15 protein-coding genes and 1 other annotated feature are annotated in these 18,097 nt (G+C 37.1%); all 15 genes read left to right on the top strand.

Annotated features, from left to right (window positions below; all coding sequences use genetic code 11):
• Positions 1–364 precede the first annotated feature (364 nt).
• The 15 genes from Q1B07_RS07940 (at position 365) to infC (ending at position 18,097) form a co-directional block, all read left to right on the top strand.
• Positions 365–1,087: a response regulator transcription factor gene (locus Q1B07_RS07940; RefSeq protein ID WP_299089554.1), complete on the top strand. Its 723-nt coding sequence runs from the start codon at positions 365–367 to the stop codon at positions 1,085–1,087.
• Positions 1,080–2,855 (top strand): two-component system histidine kinase PnpS, encoded by a 1,776-nt coding sequence (gene pnpS, locus Q1B07_RS07935; RefSeq protein ID WP_299089552.1) that lies wholly within the window; start codon positions 1,080–1,082, stop codon positions 2,853–2,855. Before Q1B07_RS07940 ends, pnpS begins: the two co-directional genes overlap by 8 nt.
• A 329-nt stretch (positions 2,856–3,184) precedes the next feature.
• Positions 3,185–5,815: a DNA polymerase I gene (gene polA / locus Q1B07_RS07930; RefSeq protein ID WP_299089549.1), complete on the top strand. Its 2,631-nt coding sequence runs from the start codon at positions 3,185–3,187 to the stop codon at positions 5,813–5,815.
• A 34-nt stretch (positions 5,816–5,849) separates the two neighbouring features.
• The gene (mutM, locus tag Q1B07_RS07925; protein ID WP_299089548.1) at positions 5,850–6,674 is read left to right on the top strand and encodes a DNA-formamidopyrimidine glycosylase; all 825 of its coding nucleotides are present in this window, start codon (positions 5,850–5,852) and stop codon (positions 6,672–6,674) included.
• Positions 6,675–6,841: 167 nt separating this feature from the next.
• Positions 6,842–7,483 carry a sporulation membrane protein YtaF gene (gene ytaF, locus Q1B07_RS07920; RefSeq protein WP_299089546.1) on the top strand — a complete coding sequence of 214 codons (642 nt, stop codon included), beginning with the start codon at positions 6,842–6,844 and terminating at the stop codon, positions 7,481–7,483.
• Positions 7,484–7,504: 21 nt separating this feature from the next.
• Complete coding sequence (gene coaE / locus Q1B07_RS07915; RefSeq protein ID WP_299089544.1) at positions 7,505–8,110, top strand: dephospho-CoA kinase; 606 nt, start codon at positions 7,505–7,507, stop codon at positions 8,108–8,110.
• Between the two features lie 139 nt (positions 8,111–8,249).
• Entirely contained in the window at positions 8,250–9,269 is a 1,020-nt protein-coding gene (locus Q1B07_RS07910; protein WP_299089542.1) for a glyceraldehyde-3-phosphate dehydrogenase, read from the top strand.
• A 289-nt stretch (positions 9,270–9,558) separates the two neighbouring features.
• A complete protein-coding gene (gene speD / locus Q1B07_RS07905; protein WP_046517225.1) occupies positions 9,559–9,939 on the top strand; it encodes an adenosylmethionine decarboxylase in 381 nt (126 codons plus the stop codon).
• Positions 9,940–10,071: 132 nt separating this feature from the next.
• On the top strand, positions 10,072–10,467 hold the full coding sequence (locus Q1B07_RS07900; protein ID WP_299089540.1) for a cytosolic protein: 396 nt from the start codon (positions 10,072–10,074) through the stop codon (positions 10,465–10,467).
• 36 nt (positions 10,468–10,503) lie between these two features.
• Positions 10,504–10,962 carry a transcriptional regulator NrdR gene (gene nrdR / locus Q1B07_RS07895; protein WP_046517230.1) on the top strand — a complete coding sequence of 153 codons (459 nt, stop codon included), beginning with the start codon at positions 10,504–10,506 and terminating at the stop codon, positions 10,960–10,962.
• 76 nt (positions 10,963–11,038) lie between these two features.
• Positions 11,039–12,484: a DnaD domain protein gene (locus tag Q1B07_RS07890; protein ID WP_299089537.1), complete on the top strand. Its 1,446-nt coding sequence runs from the start codon at positions 11,039–11,041 to the stop codon at positions 12,482–12,484.
• A 30-nt stretch (positions 12,485–12,514) separates the two neighbouring features.
• Positions 12,515–13,456, top strand: coding sequence for a primosomal protein DnaI (gene dnaI, locus Q1B07_RS07885; protein WP_299089536.1), 942 nt, complete (start codon positions 12,515–12,517; stop codon positions 13,454–13,456).
• Positions 13,457–13,610: 154 nt separating this feature from the next.
• Positions 13,611–14,459, top strand: coding sequence for a putative sporulation protein YtxC (gene ytxC / locus Q1B07_RS07880; protein WP_299089535.1), 849 nt, complete (start codon positions 13,611–13,613; stop codon positions 14,457–14,459).
• 605 nt (positions 14,460–15,064) lie between these two features.
• Positions 15,065–17,002: a threonine--tRNA ligase gene (thrS, locus tag Q1B07_RS07875; RefSeq protein ID WP_299089534.1), complete on the top strand. Its 1,938-nt coding sequence runs from the start codon at positions 15,065–15,067 to the stop codon at positions 17,000–17,002.
• Positions 17,003–17,368: 366 nt separating this feature from the next.
• Positions 17,369–17,496 (top strand) — a sequence feature (ribosomal protein L20 leader region).
• 79 nt (positions 17,497–17,575) lie between these two features.
• Positions 17,576–18,097: a translation initiation factor IF-3 gene (gene infC, locus Q1B07_RS07870; RefSeq protein WP_197089596.1), complete on the top strand. Its 522-nt coding sequence runs from the start codon at positions 17,576–17,578 to the stop codon at positions 18,095–18,097.

Below are 18,097 nucleotides of genomic sequence, written 5' to 3'. Positions count from 1 at the left end.
CCAAAGATATATATAGCATGGTTGGATAGTAGGTCTCCCAATTTTTCCAATCACCCTTTTTAAATGAAAGGTAAAGAACGAGGATGACAAATAGTAAGTGCATAATTCTTCTCCTAATCACATTATGTTTCCTATTATTACCATTAATGGTAAATAAATACTGAAATCATATGTGGTGATTTAGCCTTGTTCTTTTTACCTAGAATTCGCCAGGATAATTAAAAAACAAATAATGGAGCAGGGTCCTCCTTAATTTTCTGTGATCATAATTGAAAAAATCCCCCCGCAAATTGAAGTTTCCTATATAATAAAGGTAAAAAGAACTTGGCTATGATGGAGGGAAATACAATCCTTGGAGGCAGTTATGAGTAAGAAGATTCTTGTAGTAGATGATGAACAATCAATTTCAACTTTGTTAAAGTACAATTTAGAACAAGCTGGTTATAGTGTAACTACAGCGATGGATGGGGAAGAAGGGTTATATAGCTGTATAAATGAAGAACCAGATTTACTTGTTTTAGATTTAATGTTACCAAAAATGGACGGTATCGAAGTATGTAAGCAGCTTCGACAAAGAAAGATCATGGTACCGATTTTAATGTTAACAGCAAAAGATGATGAATTTGACAAAGTGTTAGGACTTGAACTTGGGGCTGACGATTATATGACAAAGCCATTCAGTCCAAGAGAGGTCGTTGCAAGAATAAAGGCTATTTTAAGACGAACACAATCACATCAAATTGAAACGGATTATAAAGAGACAGTCGATTCAGAACAGGTCATGATCGGTGATTTGAAGGTTCTTCCTGAACACTATGAGGCGTATTACGGCAAAGAACGGTTAGATTTAACTCCTAAAGAGTTTGAATTACTTGTGTATTTGGCTAAACATAAAGGCCGTGTCCTTACACGTGACCAACTGTTAAGTGCTGTTTGGAATTATGATTTTGCTGGTGATACGAGAATTGTCGATGTCCATATTAGTCATTTACGTGAAAAGATAGAAAGAAATACGAAAAAGCCTCTCTATATTAAAACTATCCGAGGACTTGGCTATAAGCTTGAGGAGCCCAAAATGAATGAATAAGTTTCGTTCACGGCTGTTATTTGCCTTAATTATTTTAGTTATTACGGTTTTAATTGGATTAGGGCTCTTGCTTGGACAAATTTTTAATAGCTATTATATGAATTATTTTAAAGAAAGCTTGGAAAGAGAAGCAAAAATAACAAAAAAGCTTGTTTTTGAAAAAGGCTTAACCAATGAGGAGGCATATGATCTTGTTTATGAAATGGGCAGATCGTTTACTTCCCATTTTACGGTATTAAATGAAAAAGATCAGGTTCTTTATGAAGCGGGAGAATTAGCAAACGAGCATAATCATCAGCGCATGATTACTGATATTCTACCCTTAATGAAAAATAAACAAGATGGCTATTTTTTTATGGATCAAAAAGAAAAACAGGCTTATTATGGGATTCCAGTTATGGGAAAAGAGTCCTATAAAGGAATTGTTTTAGTAACGTCTTCGATAAATGAATTAGATAAAGCTAATAAACAAATGTGGGCCATTTTATTGATAAGTTTAGGATCAGCCTTTTTTATCATTTTATTTCTAGGATTTAAAATAACCTCCCGATATACTAAACCGATTGAATCTGCTACAACGGTAGCAATGGAGCTTGCAAAAGGAAATTATAAGGCTAGGACATATGAGGATCATCTAGATGAGACAGGGATGCTAAGTCAGTCTATTAATATTCTTGCTAGAAATCTCCAGGATATGACCCGGGCTCAGGAAATGCAGCAGGATCGTCTCCAAACCTTGATTGAAAACATGGGAAGCGGGCTCATCTTAATCGATGGACGCGGTTATATTAATTTAGTAAACCGTGCCTATAAAGAGCTATTTGAGGTAGATTCTGCTGAATTTCTCTATCAATTATATTATGATGCCTTTAATCATAAAGAAATCATTGAACTTGTTGAAGAAATCTTTATGACTGAGGTAAAGGTTAGAAAGCAGCTGCATATCCCGCTGAAAATAGAACGTAAGCATTTTGAGGTATATGGTGCACCAATAATCGGAACGAATGATGAATGGAAAGGGATTGTGCTGGTTTTTCATGATATTACAGAGCTTAAGAAATTGGAGCAAATGAGGAAAGACTTTGTCGCTAATGTTTCACATGAGTTAAAAACACCAATAACATCAATAAAAGGTTTTAGTGAAACTTTATTAGATGGTGCGCTTAATGATAAACAAACAGCTGAATATTTTTTATCGATTATTCTCAAGGAAAGTGACCGCTTGCAGTCGCTTATACAAGATCTCCTTGATTTATCAAAAATAGAACAGCAAGGCTTTCAATTATCGATACAGCCTTGTGATATAAGAGAGCTATTAGAAGATATTTATATCATTTTACAAGGGAAATCGCAGGAGAAAGAAGTAGATTTATCTCTTTCAATACCGGACGGCCTCCTTTATATTGAAGGGGATTTATATCGTTTAAAGCAAATCTTTATTAACTTAATGAACAATGCGTTAACCTATACACCAAAAGGCGGCTCTGTCCAGGTTAAGGTAGAAAAATACAATCACTATATCCTTATTAAAGTGAGCGATACAGGTATAGGGATAAAGGCGGAAGAGATTCCGAGGATTTTTGAACGTTTTTATCGAGTTGATCGGGCAAGAAGCCGTAATTCAGGTGGAACAGGGTTAGGATTGGCAATTGTTAAGCATTTAGTTGAAGCGCATAAGGGACAATTAAGTGTGACGAGCAAAATTGGAGAAGGGACAACGTTTACGGTGAAATTGTTTAAAAAGTATCAGGATGGCCAAAATTTATAAAAAATTTGCTGAAAAGATGATAATATTTACTATCCTTTACAATTAATTTACATCCAATTTATTCTATCTTAATATAAAGTTGGTAATATACTAAGTGAAAACCCCTTCATCCAAGGAGCCAATCTTTTGGACGAGAGCATTATGCTCCCGTCCCTTTTTTGTCTTTGAAGCTCTCAATAGAGGCTGATGATAAAACAAAAGAACCACAGTTTTCCTTTCTATTTGCAGTCATGATAGAATAGAAGGTGGAAAACCGTGGTTTTTTTCTGATTTACCCCACCCCAATCTGAACGGCTGGAGAATCCAGGTATTACAGGAGGTACGAAAAAGTGACAAAAAAGCTTGTCTTAATTGATGGAAATAGTATTGCTTATCGGGCGTTTTTTGCGCTTCCTTTATTGAATAACGATAAAGGGATCCATACAAATGCCATCTATGGCTTTACAATGATCTTAATGAAAATTTTAGAAGATGAGAAACCTTCACATATGCTTGTGGCCTTTGATGCAGGAAAAACAACATTTAGACATGAAACATTTCAAGAGTATAAAGGGGGACGTCAAAAAACTCCTCCAGAATTATCCGAACAGTTTCCGTTTATTCGAGAGCTTCTTGATGCTTATCAGGTACCTCGTTATGAGCTTGAGAATTACGAAGCTGATGATATCATTGGAACATTATCACGCCAAGCTGAAAAGGAAGGATATGAGGTAAAGGTAATTTCAGGGGACAAAGATTTAACACAGCTTGTAACAGACGGGATAACTGTTGATATCACTCGTAAAGGAATAACAGATGTCGATTCCTATACTCCAAGCTTCATACATGAAAAATACGGCTTAACACCAGAGCAAATCATTGATATGAAGGGCTTAATGGGTGATACATCAGATAATATACCCGGTGTGCCTGGAATTGGAGAAAAAACAGCGATTAAGCTTTTAAAAGAGTTTCAAACACTTGAAAATGTATTATCATCCATTGACAAAGTCAGCGGCAAAAAGCTGAAAGAAAAGCTTGAAGAAAACCGTGAGCAAGCACTGATGAGTAAAGAGCTTGCCACTATAAATTGTGAGGCTCCAATAGCGATAACGGTTGAAGATGTACAATATGAAGGCTTTGATGTGAAAAAGGTGACCGATATCTTCAAAGAGCTTGGCTTTAATTCCTTACTCGATAAGCTTGGAGAAGAGATTGAGCTTGAGGAAGAGGCTGTAGAGGATATCAAATTTGAAAAAGTAACAGATTTTTCAAATGAATTATTAGCTGATGAAGCTGCATTATATGCAGAAGTGCTTGATGAAAGTTATCATAACGCTGATATTATCGGATTCTCTATTATAAACGAGAACGGGAACTATTACATACCAGTTGAAGCGGCGTTATCGTCAGAGGCTTTTAAAAAGTGGGCGGAAGATGAGACAAAGCGTAAAATTGTTTATGATGGGAAAAAAACAAGCGTTGCCCTTAACTGGAAAGGTGTTTCATTAAGAGGAATCGATTTTGATGTCTTAATTGCAGCCTATTTATTAAATCCTTCTGAAAATTTCGATGATGTTGCGGCTGTTGCCAAAACAAATGGATTAACGATTGTACAATCTGATGAACTCGTTTATGGAAAAGGAGCAAAGCGGGCAATTCCAGATGAAGAAAAGCTTAGTGAGCATCTTGTTCGTAAAGGACAAGCGATTTTTGCTTTAAAGGATAAGCTGGCAGATCAGCTTGAAAAAAATGATCAATCTTCCTTGTTTTATGATTTAGAGCTTCCTCTTTCCGTTATTCTTACAGAAATGGAAGCAACAGGTGTGAAGGTGGATGTGGATCGGTTAAAGGATATGGGAACCAATTTAGCGGAGCAATTAACAGCGATAGAAGAAAGAATATATGAACTTGCCGGTGAAGCTTTTAATATTAATTCTCCCAAACAATTAGGTGTTATTTTATTTGAAAGGCTTGGCTTGCCGGTGATTAAAAAGACAAAGACTGGTTACTCAACTTCAGCAGACGTGTTAGAGAAGCTTGAAGAAAAACATGAAATTGTCAGAGAAATTCTCCATTATCGCCAGCTTGGAAAATTGCAATCAACTTATATTGAAGGTTTATTAAAGGTTGTTCACAAAGACACTTGTAAGATTCATACCAGGTTTAACCAAGTGTTAACAACAACAGGCCGCCTTAGCTCTATCGATCCCAACCTGCAAAATATCCCAATCAGACTTGAAGAAGGCCGGAAAATTCGCCAAGCCTTTGTTCCTTCGAAAAAGGATTGGGTCATTTTTGCAGCAGATTACTCGCAAATTGAATTAAGGGTATTGGCACATATTGCAAATGATAAAAATTTAGTTGAAGCATTCCGGAATGATTTAGATATTCATACTAAAACAGCAATGGATGTTTTTCATGTTGCCAAAGAGGATGTAACCTCAAATATGAGAAGACAAGCTAAAGCTGTAAATTTCGGTATTGTCTATGGTATTAGTGATTATGGTCTCTCACAAAGCCTTGGAATCACCCGTAAGGAAGCAGGAGAGTTTATTAAACGCTATTTGGAAACCTTTGTAGGTGTCCAGGAGTATATGGACGACATTGTCGCGGATGCTAGAGAAAAAGGCTATGTGAAAACACTGCTTCACAGAAGAAGATATATCCCTGAAATCACAAGCAGAAATTTTAATCTTCGGAGCTTTGCCGAAAGGACAGCAATGAATACTCCAATCCAAGGAAGTGCCGCAGATATTATAAAAAAGGCTATGATTGATATGGCGGCACGTTTGAAGCAGGAAAAGGTACAAGCAAAATTATTATTACAGGTACATGATGAATTAATCTTTGAATGCCCAAGAGAAGAAATTTCTATTCTTGAAAAAATTGTCCCTGATGTAATGGAAAATGCAGTTGAGTTAGCTGTTCCGTTAAAGGTGGATTATTCCTATGGCGACTCATGGTATGACGCAAAATGATGAGTAAACTTTAAAATGGCAAGGAAGTGATAGGATGCCAGAACTGCCTGAGGTCGAAACGGTTCGTCGAACATTGCTTCAGCTTGTAAAAGGGAAAACAATTAAACAGATTACTATTTATTGGCCAAAAATCATTAAAAAGCCAGATGACATCGACCAGTTTAGGGATGCATTGGTTGGACAAACCATTCATGATGTGAAGCGGAGAGGGAAGTTTTTAAAATTTATCCTCGATGACTATGTCCTAGTCTCTCATTTACGAATGGAGGGGCGTTACGGTTTATACAAACCTGATGAAGAGTATGATCATCATACACATGTATTTTTTTCTTTTGAGGATGGAACTCAGCTGCGCTATCGAGATGTCCGGAAATTTGGAACCATGCATTTATTTAAAATAGGGGAGGAAGAAAATGAACCTCCTCTTTCCCTACTTGGACCAGAACCTTTTTCTAAGGAATTTACTGAAGCATATCTTCAAGACCGTTTGAAGAAAACAACAAGAAAAATTAAAGCAGCATTATTGGATCAAACCGTTGTTGTCGGACTTGGCAACATCTATGTGGATGAAGCACTTTTCCGGGCGGGGATCCGCCCTGAACGGATTGCGAATCAGCTTACATCTGCAGAGTATAAACTCTTACATCGAGAAATCATCGCAACACTTGAAGAAGCAGTCGCCAAAGGAGGAAGTACGGTTCGCTCTTATGTTAATACACAAGGTGAAATCGGCATGTTCCAACTGCAATTATTTGTTTATGGGAGAACAAATGAGCCTTGTAAGCAATGCGGGACCATTTTAACAAAAACAGTTGTTGGCGGAAGAGGAACACATTATTGTGAAAACTGCCAAAAATAAAGAAAAAATTTGGATGTCTCAAAAGGCTCCCTCTTAATAAGCAAATGTGTTTTAGGGGAGCTGGCTCTTTTGCTTTAAGACATCCTTTTTTTTATCCCTTCTTTTAACACTATCTAGGCGATTATCATACACTATGTTAGCAATCAGAAGGAAGGGGCTAGGCTTATATGGTTCAGTTTGCATCACTTTTATTATTAGCATTCGCAGTAAGCTTAGATAGCTTTTCGGTGGGCTTTACTTATGGCATGCGCAAGATGAGAATTCCTTTTAAATCCATTTTAATCATTGCATGCTGTTCTGCAGGCACACTGCTACTTGCTATGATAGTAGGCGATCTTATGACAAGGATTTTTCCCGTTTATGTTACAGAAAAGCTTGGTGGATTTATTCTGCTTCTAATTGGTGCATGGGTATTGTACCAATTTTTTAGACCGGCAAAAGAAGGGCAGGAGAATGAATCAGAAACGGAAAAAACACTCATTAATTTTGAAATCAAAACCCTGGGAATTGTGATCAATATACTTAGAAAACCGATGTCTGCTGATATTGATAAGTCGGGAACAATAACAGGTGTGGAAGCTTTTCTGCTCGGTGCGGCATTATCACTTGATGCCTTTGGGGCTGGGATTGGTGCGGCTTTATTAGGCTATTCTCCTGCGATTATGAGTATTTTAGTAGCATGTATGAGTTCATTGTTTGTATCAATTGGAATAAAATCAGGCCATATTTTTTCGAAGTTCACTTGGATGGATAAATTTTCTTGCCTGCCGGGGATCATTCTAATTATGATAGGAATATGGAAATTATAAAGATGATGGGGGCAAGTCAATGTGACAATAGTAATTGGATTAACCGGTGGTATTGCAAGCGGGAAAAGCACAGTATCAAATATTATTAAAAAAGCAGGAATTCGAGTAATAGATGCTGATAAAATTTCCAGAGAGGTAGTTGAAGTTGGCCAGCCCGCTTATAAACAAATCATTGAAACATTTGGCGAAGAAATTTTGCATGAAGACTTAACACTTCATCGTGAAAAGCTTGGCGCGCTGATTTTTTCAGATGAAACGAAACGCAAGCAATTAAATGAAATTGTTCATCCTGCTGTTCGTCAAGAAATGCTAAAGCAGACCCAGGAAGAAAAAGAACGTCAGGCAAAAGCGGTAATATTGGATATCCCGTTATTGTTTGAAAGCAGTTTGACCTATATGGTGGATAAAACAGTCTTAGTTTATGTCAATGAGGAAACACAATTAAAACGGCTAATGGAGAGAAATGGTTTTAGCGAAGAAGAGGCGATGATGCGAATAAATTCACAAATGCCTCTGAAGGATAAGGTTAAATTATCTGATGAAATAATTGATAATAATGGTTCGATCGAAGAAACCACCATACAAATAAATAAATTATTGATGAAATGGGGAATATGCGAAGACTAGGTCAAGTCTTCTTTTTTTTTGAATAAAAATAGCCTAATTTTAAAAAAGGCAATAATAAATATCGCTTTTTCTTTTATATGTGTTATACTATATTTATAAAAATGATAATTAGTATGACATATATGAGAGGGGAAATATGATGAGAGCCACAATTGCAATAAATGGTTTTGGTCGTATAGGAAGAATGGTATTCCGTAAAGCGATGAAAGAAAAAATGAATATTATAGCAATAAATGCAAGTTACCCAGCTGATACATTGGCACATTTAATTAAGTATGATACAAACCACGGTAGATTTGATGGCGATGTCATCGCAATGGATGACTACTTGCTTGTAAACGGTAACAAAATTCTGCTTATAAACGAGCGCGATCCGAAACATTTACCATGGAAAGCTTTAGGAATCGATATTGTAATCGAAGCAACAGGAAAATTTAATGCGAGAGAAAAAGCAATGCTGCATATTGAAGCCGGAGCGAAAAAGGTCATCTTAACTGCACCAGGAAAAAATGAAGATGTCACAATTGTGATGGGAGTAAATGAGCATCAATACGATCCAGAACATCACATGATTATTTCAAATGCCTCCTGTACAACCAATTGCCTTGCACCTGTCATAAAGGTGCTGGATGATTCATTTCAGATTGAAAATGGCTTAATGACAACTGTTCATGCCTATACAAATGACCAAAAGAACATTGATAATCCGCATAAGGATTTACGTAGAGCAAGAGCTTGCGCACAATCGATTATTCCGACAACGACTGGTGCAGCAAAGGCTCTTTCTCTGGTGCTTCCGCATCTAAAAGGTAAACTCCACGGAATGGCATTACGAGTTCCTACACCAAATGTCTCTTTAGTGGATTTAGTTGTTGATGTAAAAGGAAAGGTTACTGCTGAAGAAATAAATTCCGCATTTAAAGAAGCTGCGAGAGGACCGTTAAAAGGAATTCTTGATTATACCATTGAACCACTAGTCTCGATTGATTTTAATACAAATCCACATTCAGCCATTATTGATGGCTTATCGACGATGGTGATTGATTCCCATAAAATTAAGGTGTTAGCATGGTATGACAATGAATGGGGTTATTCATGCAGAGTGATTGATCTCGTGAAATTTGTTTCTGCGAAAATGGCAAATTTAATGGAGGTTTAATCTTTTTCATTTGAGCGCATAATCCTGACAGCATAAGGTATGATAACAAATGTGTCACCGCCGTCATTCTTCACCCTGTAACTATTAACAAAGTTTTTTGTAAAAGTGTGTTGCAAAACATAACTAAACAAAGTATACTATTTTTCGTGAACTTCTTATAAAAGCCAAGGTATTAGGGCTACTTAAAGGGTTAGGACCTCTTTGGACTAACTTTCCCCCGTGGTAGTTTAACATATGCCATTATGCGAAGAATTCATGTGAAAAAATAGTTAGAGGGGGATCCATGAATATGGAAACAATGGGTAGACACGTAATCCAGGAATTATGGGGTTGCGATTTTGATAAGCTGAATGATATGGATTACATTGAAAAAACATTTGTAAATGCTGCGTTAAAATCTGGTGCAGAAATAAGAGAGGTTGCTTTTCACAAGTTTGCTCCGCAGGGAGTAAGCGGTGTTGTCATCATCTCTGAATCACATTTAACAATCCACAGTTTTCCTGAGCATGGATATGCGAGCATTGATGTATACACTTGCGGTGATTTAGACCCAAACATTGCTGCAGATTATATTGCAGAATCTCTAGGTGCTCAAACTCGAGAAAATATTGAAATTCCTAGAGGTATGGGACCTGTGCAAGTAAAACAAACTCAAGCAAAAGCTCTTTAATTTTAAAAGAAAATTCCCGAGGTGCTGATTATTTAATCTGCACCTCTTTTTATTCTCGAAAAATTTCAGTATGATAGAGTAAGAATAACTTTTGTACATTCCGAAAAAATATACAATAAAGGGGAAAAGAGCATGAGTTTTATGAATAAGCTAAAAGATTTCTTTAGCACACACCAAGAAACACGTGAAAATCATTATAATCCAGAATTAAAAAGCCATTATTATAAAACTACATATAAAAATGCGATGCAATCAGTAAAATCAATAATTGAGCAAACACCTGGGATGACGGTCACCTCGGTGTCAGAGGACCGTGGTGAAATGAGTGTTACGATTGACAGTCCCAGAAAAGCTTTTTTAATTGTAACGGTCGTTTCAGTCCGCCCGTTTGAAACAGCTGTTGATTTTACGGCAACAACGAATACATTTTTACCAACAGACTTTGGCTATAGCAAAAAGATTATTCTTCAGCTTTATAAAAAGCTTGATGCAAAAGAAAATTTTGTTGGAACAGGAAAAAGTAGCTAATTCATTAATTTTAGATGTTTGATTGGAGCTGGTTAAATGAAATGTCCTTCGTGTCAGCATAATGGTACAAGGGTTTTAGACTCAAGACCTGTAGATGAAGGCAGATCAATTAGACGCCGCCGAGAATGTGAAGAATGTCAATATCGTTTTACGACGTTTGAAAAGGTAGAGGAATTTCCTTTAATTGTTGTCAAAAAAGAAGGAACAAGGGAAGAATTTAGCCGAGATAAAATTTTGAGAGGGTTAATTAAGGCTTGTGAAAAAAGACCTGTACCTTTACAGCAGTTAGAGGATATTGTCCACGATATTGAAAAAGAACTTAGAAACCAAGGTGTGTCGGAAGTAAACAGTGAGCTTGTCGGAGAAATGGTCATGGACAGGCTGGCAAGAATTGATGAGGTGGCCTATGTCCGTTTTGCTTCCGTTTACCGACAATTTAAAGATATTAATGTGTTTATTGAGGAATTGACAGATTTAATAAAAAAAGTAAGATAGAAGAGCTACTGAAGAATTTTTCTTCAAGCTCTTTTTTCAGTGTAGGAAAATAATTAGTCATGGAAGGTTGAAAAAGATGGATCAGCATTGGAAGGAATTGCTTGCAATTGATCGATATACGGTGAAAAGCAGCTCAGTCCTTCAGGACTTAGATAGAAAGATTTTAACTTTATTATATCAACCATTACTTGGTTCTAAGTGCTTTAGCCTTTATATGACATTGTGGGGTGAGCTGGAACAAAATCGATTATGGGGTGAAGAAATGACACACCATAGTCTAATGATGATCATGCAATCTAACTTGCGTGAGATTTACCGAGAACGTTTAAAGCTAGAAGGGCTTGGTTTATTGAAAACCTATGTGAGTGAAACATCTGAATTTAAACGCTATGTTTATGAGCTTCAGGCACCATTGCGACCAAATGATTTTTTTCAAGATGGCGTATTAAATATATATCTTTACAATCGGGTCGGGAAAAATAAATTTTCACAACTTAAACGCTTTTTTTCCGATCAGCAAATAGATCAAGGGATGAAGGATATTACAAGATCCTTTAATGAAATTTTTGATTCCAGTCAATCCGTTGATATGATTGCCCGAGTGAATGAGGAAACGCTGGCAGACCTGTCATTAGCCGAGAACCGGGAGTATATGCAAACAGCGAAGCATGCTGAAATGGATATATCTGATGATGTGTTTGATTTCGAATTGTTTTTCTCAGGACTTTCAGAGGCGATTATTCCCAAGAAGGCAATTACACCGGCTGTAAAGGATGTTATTAAAAAGCTCTCTTATTTGTATGGGATTAATGCAATTGATATGAAAAATGTGGTGATGAATAGCATTGATCAAGATGACATCATAGACATCGAACTGCTTAGAAAATCTGCCAGGGATTGGTATCAATTCCAATATGGTGATACTTTGCCAGGGCTGCTTGATAAAACACAGCCGCCTCATTTGCGAACAACGATGGAAAAGAAGCCGCGGACACAAGAAGAGGAAATGATTTATCAATTAGAAACGATCTCCCCACGACAGTTTTTAACCGATGTCTCTGGTGGTAGGCCGCCAGCTGTTGGAGATATGCAAATCATTGAAGAAGTTATGCTTCAACAAAGGCTTGAGCCAGGAGTTGTGAATGTTCTTATTTATTATGTTATGTTAAAAACAGATATGAAGCTTACAAAGGCGTATGTTCAGAAAATTGCAAGCCATTGGACGAGGAAACAAATTTCAACAGTCAGAGCTGCAATGGACCTTGCTAAACATGAACACAGACAGTATCAGCAGTGGGCAGAAGAAAAAGCGACAAAGAAATCAACATCTTCTAAAAAGGCTCCGATTCGTAAAGAGATGCTCCCTTCATGGTTAAAGGAAGATGACAACGCTGAGCAAGTAAACGATGAAGCCAAGGAGAAAAAAGAGCAATCACAGATTGACCGCGAACAATTTGAATTGGAAAAACGGAAATTATTTGATCGGATAAAAAAATATAAGGATAATAATAACAATGCGTAGTTAAGTTAACATGAAAGCGAGGTGGAGAAAATGGATCATTTAAGCAAATCCATTAGAAATCTTACAAACAGACCGGATTTTAAAGATCGCTACAATAATATTAAAAAACAGGTATTAAATAACGCAGAGGTACAAGCCTTTCTATCCAAGCATTCATCTGAAATTGAGGAGGGGATGATTGACAGAAGTCTTGTTAAGCTGCTGGAATTTATAAATCAAAGCAAAAATTGCCAAGACTGTCCATCTCTATCAGAATGTAAAAATATATTAGAAGGCTATCATCCTCGATTGGTCATTCAAGGGAAAATCATTGATCTGCAATATGATAAGTGTCCAACGAAAGAAACATATGATGAACGGAAAAAACATGAATCTTTAATTAAAAGCATGTATATTCCTAGGGATATTTTAGGGGCTTCCTTTGAGCAAATCGAAGTAGAAATTGACGAGCCGAGCCGCTTTAAGGCGATTAGTCTTGCACAGGATTTTGTTGAACAATATAATAGCGGGATGAGCCCAAAGGGATTGTATTTATATGGTTCCTTCGGTGTTGGAAAAACCTATATTTTAGGGGCGCTTGCAAATGAGTTAGCTTCACATAAAGTCTCGTCCATGCTTGTCTATGTACCGGAATTTATGCGAGAACTAAAAGGATCCTTTCAGAATTCAACATCATTAGATGAAAAGTTAGATGCTGTAAAAAAGATCCCGGTTCTTATGCTTGATGACATTGGTGCAGAGTCAATGTCAAGCTGGGTGAGAGATGACATTCTTGGGACAATTCTACAATACAGGATGCTTGAAAATTTACCTACCTTCTTTTCGTCTAATTTTAATTTAAAACAGCTTCAGCACCACCTCGCTGTTTCTCAACGTGGTGAAGAAGAACCTGTTAAAGCAGCAAGGATTATGGAACGCATTAAGCATATGGCCATACCAATTGAATTATCAGGAAGGAATCGAAGGGATTAAAAAGCATTTGCCTTTACATAGGCAAGTGCTTTTTTAATCTCTATTTTGAAGGGTTATTTTTATGCATCTTCAAATTCCTTGGTTTCTTTACTTCTAATTATTCCTATTCCCCCATATACATAGAATCAGGTGTTGGCAAATAGGGGGGACAAACATGCTTGAGATTTTATTTGGGTCTCCGAAAGAGGCGAATATTATATTTTCAATTTTTCGTACTTTATGCAAAGATTTTGAAACTGATCTGCAAATGATCAATCAACAATGCATAAAAATCACCCCAAAAACGTGGGAAAATTCACTTGAGAATCTAGTTATACCTGGACTAGTTCAATTCATTATTGATCATAAAGAACATCAAATGATGTTAACGATTCTAAAGGAACATTATTTTTTTCTCGAAGAAGAGGAGCAGCAGCAAATTATACATATTGCTCAGTCGATTATAGAAGGGGAACGTAAGGATATTCCAGGAGTTCAGTCTTTTTTTTCTCGTGATGTCATTTTGCGAGATTCCCTTCAAGAATTTTTGCGTCCTGATTTATTTTTCTCCTTTTCCTCATTTCAAAAATTCCGCTTGCATGAATATACAGCTAGATTACGTGAATATGTTGAGGCAGCCATTGAGGAATATAAGCTTGAACAGGAGTACCAAAACTTTATCCAAAGCTTACGTGATTTTCTTGTTCATTGTGATAGCAAGCTGGAGTTTCTTTCAATTGTTCAAGATAAAGAATTTTTAGTTTATAATGCTGAAAATCTAAAGGTGACAGAAGATGAATTGCAAGCTTATATTGATCAAGCCTTTGTCTCTCAACATCCGATGTATATTGATTCAAAACTATTAGCTCCTATCGTTTCCATCGCACCAAAATGGATCTACTTATATACAAATGATCCTTTTGATGGAATGGTACAAACGATTCAAAATGTATTTCAAGAGAGAGTTACCATACATAGTTTAAGTGACTTTAAGCAGAAGTCTACAAATGAGAAAAATGTGTAAAACCTAACTTGATTTTAAGATAAAAACACATTATAATACGAGATAATTGCAATATGTAACAGTAATGATAAGGACATGAGTTTGTTTTTACGGTTCCCAGAGAGGGAAGGATATGCTGAAACCTTCCTAACACGAAGAACAAATTTACCACCTTTAAACTTCAGTTGTGAACGGAAAAACCTAGTAATGACTGACGGTCTTCCCGTTATCGATGTTTAAGCCATACACATATACACGCGTGATTCTATCTTTTGCGTGGATGGATTATGACTCATCGTCATAAAGGTATGGGAACAAGGGTGGAACCACGATCCATTGACAATGTTTTTTAACTCGTCCCTTTTTTGGGGGCGAGTTTTATTTTTTTGGAGCAACCAAAAATTATTGGCTGCGAACTTAGTGTTCGTGTCCAGCTGCAGTGCCTAGCCCCGAAGCACAGGACGTGCAAGGGCAGTCAATGCGGCAGGACGCCGCGTTTTGACTGCCTCGAGGTCATAAGCCACTATTGAATTGAAGATAAAGAACACCTTCTATTCAATAGTGTCTTATTTGCCCGAGGCTGTTCAAGGCACTTCCGCATTTCAAATAATAAGGAGTGAACAAGGATGTCAGACGTTATAAAAATTGCGTTTCCAGACGGAGCTGTGAAGGAGTTTGCAAAAGGTACGACAACTGAAGATATTGCGGCATCCATTAGCCCTGGATTAAAGAAGAAATCTCTTGCAGGAAAGCTTGATGGACAGTTGATTGATTTGCGTACACCAATCTTAGAGGATGGCGCGATTGAAATTGTAACCCAGGATAGTGGTGAAGCGCTAGAAATTATGCGTCATTCAACAGCGCATTTAATGGCACAAGCGATTAAGCGCCTATATAAAGATCAATCAGTTAAGCTTGGAATTGGTCCAGTTATTGAAAATGGGTTTTATTATGATATCGATATGGAGCAGGCGATTACACCGGAAGATTTACCACTGATTGAAAAAGAAATGAAGAAAATTGTTAATGAAAACCTTGAGATTATTCGTAAGGAAGTAAGCCGTGAAGAAGCAAAGAGAATCTATGAGGAAGTCCAAGATCCTTTAAAGCTTGAGCTTCTTGATGCTATTCCAGAAGGTGAAGCAGTATCCATTTATGAACAAGGTGAATTTTTTGATTTATGCCGAGGTGTTCATGTTCCATCAACAGGGAAAATCAAGGAATTTAAGCTGCTCAGTGTAGCAGGTGCATACTGGCGTGGAGACAGCAAAAATAAAATGCTGCAACGTATCTATGGAACGGCCTTCTTTAAGAAAAGTGATTTAGATGAGCATCTTCGTATACTTGAAGAAGCGAAGGAGCGTGACCACCGCAAGCTTGGGAAGGAACTAGGTTTATTTACTACTTCTCAAAAGGTTGGTCAAGGGCTTCCGCTATGGCTGCCAAAAGGTGCAACAATTAGACGTATTGTTGAGCGTTATATTGTTGATAAAGAAGAGCGTTTAGGCTATCAACATGTATATACTCCGGTTTTGGGAAGTGTTGAGCTCTATAAAACCTCTGGTCACTGGGAGCACTACCAAGAGGATATGTTCCCTAAAATGGAAATGGACAATGAAGATTTAGTGCTTCGTCCAATGAATTGTCCACACCATATGATGGTTTATAAAAACGATATTCACAGTTATCGTGAATTGCCTATTCGTATTGCAGAGCTTGGAACGATGCACCGTTATGAAATGTCAGGTGCTTTAACTGGACTGCAGCGTGTTCGTGGAATGACATTAAATGATGCCCATATTTTTGTTCGACCTGATCAAATAAAAGAAGAATTTATCCGCGTTGTCAGATTAATTGAAGCTGTATATAAAGACTTTGGCATCGATAAGTATTCGTTTAGATTGTCTTATCGTGACCCTGAAGATAAAGAAAAATACTTTGATGATGACAACATGTGGGAGAAGGCACAAAGCATGTTAAAGGATGCTATGGATGAATTAGGCCATGATTACTATGAAGCAGAAGGAGAAGCGGCGTTTTACGGTCCGAAGCTTGATGTACAAGTTAGAACAGCTCTTGGTAAGGATGAAACACTTTCAACTGTTCAGCTGGATTTCTTATTACCGGAACGTTTCGATTTAACATATGTTGGTGAAGACGGAAAGCAGCATCGCCCAGTTGTTATCCATCGCGGTGTTGTATCAACTATGGAACGTTTTGTAGCCTTCTTAATCGAAGAATATAAAGGAGCATTCCCAACTTGGCTTGCGCCGGTTCAAGTACAAGTCATTCCTGTATCCCCTGCTATTCATCTTGACTATGCAAAACAAGTACAAGAACAATTGCAAGAAGCAGGATTACGTGTTGAATTAGACGCACGTGATGAAAAAATCGGATATAAAATTCGTGAGGCACAAATACAAAAAATTCCTTACATGCTTGTTGTGGGGGATAATGAGATTGCAGAAAAAGCAGTAAATGTCCGTAAATATGGTGAACAAAAATCAGAAACGGTTGCATTTGAACAATTTATAGAAGGTATTAAGAGTGAAGTGAAAAGATAAGTTTATTTGGTTGGTAATGTAGTTTAGTGGAAGCGCCTTGTTCATAGCAGATCAAGGCGCATTCCGCTTTTCTTACTCGTTAACCAGAAAGTATAACTTTTTGTACTTAGTTTTGGTGTCTAGCTCCAGCGCCTTAGCCCCTCTAGGGTCTAGCCAATTTGGAATTGAAGGCAAAGAACGCCTTCTATTCCAAATCGTCTTATTTACCCTAGGCTGTTCGAGGCGCTTCCTCTTTTCTTAATAAAAAACTATTGCAACATGTTAATCCATTTGGTAAAATAAAAAACGTTGTTAAAACATATAGTACTTACTTGCAAGATCTTTGTTATGGTGTTATAATGTTCAAGGTAATTGAATAGTCTTTCATATAACAAGTAGAAGCACCCGCTTCTCACCTGATTGACACATCCGCATGTAGTTGACAGGTTACGATGAACTTTTTGTGTATACAATCGTAGTGTGGGTGTTTCATGCATCCACACTTTTTTATTTATTAAAATAAAAAAGTGCGGAGCTAAAAAATTCGGATTTGAAAAACTACTATTCAGTTTGAGAAAACCTTGGAGGTGGCTAATTATTAGCAAAGATATGATGGTAAATGACGGAATTCGCGCACGTGAGGTTCGTCTGATCGGTGCCAATGGAGATCAGCTTGGAATTAAATCTCGTCAAGAGGCTTTAGAAATTGCTGCAAGAGCTAATCTTGATTTAGTTTTAGTAGCACCAAATGCAAAGCCTCCTGTATGCCGCATCATGGATTACGGAAAATTCCGTTTTGAACAGCAAAAGAAAGAAAAAGAGGCGCGTAAAAATCAAAAGATCATCAATTTAAAAGAGGTTCGTTTAAGCCCGACAATTGATGAGCATGACTTTAATACAAAGCTTCGAAATGCACGCAAGTTCTTAGAAAAAGGCGATAAAGTAAAAGCTTCTATCCGTTTCAAAGGACGTGCAATAACTCATAAAGGAATTGGTCAGAAGGTGCTTGATCGATTCTCTGCTGAATGTGCGGACTTAAGTACGATTGAATCACATCCTAAAATGGATGGACGTAGCATGTTCCTAGTTTTAGCACCGAAAAATGAAAAGCAATAA

Origin of the sequence: uncultured Metabacillus sp., assembly GCF_947503125.1 — a bacterium.
Lineage (GTDB): Bacteria > Bacillota > Bacilli > Bacillales > Bacillaceae > Metabacillus.
Note: the sequence above shows the minus strand (reverse complement) of the source record. Positions and strands in the feature narration are given on the sequence as shown.

Bases quoted from the DNA above. Each gene is read 5' to 3' on its own strand.
- speD (WP_046517225.1), top strand. From the start codon at position 9,559: ATGGAAACAATGGGTAGACACGTAATCCAGGAATTATGGGGTTGCGAT.
- Q1B07_RS07910 (WP_299089542.1), top strand. From the start codon at position 8,250: ATGAGAGCCACAATTGCAATAAATGGTTTTGGTCGTATAGGAAGAATG.
- mutM (WP_299089548.1), top strand. From the start codon at position 5,850: ATGCCAGAACTGCCTGAGGTCGAAACGGTTCGTCGAACATTGCTTCAG.
- Q1B07_RS07890 (WP_299089537.1), top strand. From the start codon at position 11,039: ATGGATCAGCATTGGAAGGAATTGCTTGCAATTGATCGATATACGGTG.
- Q1B07_RS07940 (WP_299089554.1), top strand. From the start codon at position 365: ATGAGTAAGAAGATTCTTGTAGTAGATGATGAACAATCAATTTCAACT.
- thrS (WP_299089534.1), top strand. From the start codon at position 15,065: ATGTCAGACGTTATAAAAATTGCGTTTCCAGACGGAGCTGTGAAGGAG.
- Q1B07_RS07900 (WP_299089540.1), top strand. From the start codon at position 10,072: ATGAGTTTTATGAATAAGCTAAAAGATTTCTTTAGCACACACCAAGAA.
- dnaI (WP_299089536.1), top strand. From the start codon at position 12,515: ATGGATCATTTAAGCAAATCCATTAGAAATCTTACAAACAGACCGGAT.
- nrdR (WP_046517230.1), top strand. From the start codon at position 10,504: ATGAAATGTCCTTCGTGTCAGCATAATGGTACAAGGGTTTTAGACTCA.
- pnpS (WP_299089552.1), top strand. From the start codon at position 1,080: ATGAATAAGTTTCGTTCACGGCTGTTATTTGCCTTAATTATTTTAGTT.
- ytxC (WP_299089535.1), top strand. From the start codon at position 13,611: ATGCTTGAGATTTTATTTGGGTCTCCGAAAGAGGCGAATATTATATTT.
- ytaF (WP_299089546.1), top strand. From the start codon at position 6,842: ATGGTTCAGTTTGCATCACTTTTATTATTAGCATTCGCAGTAAGCTTA.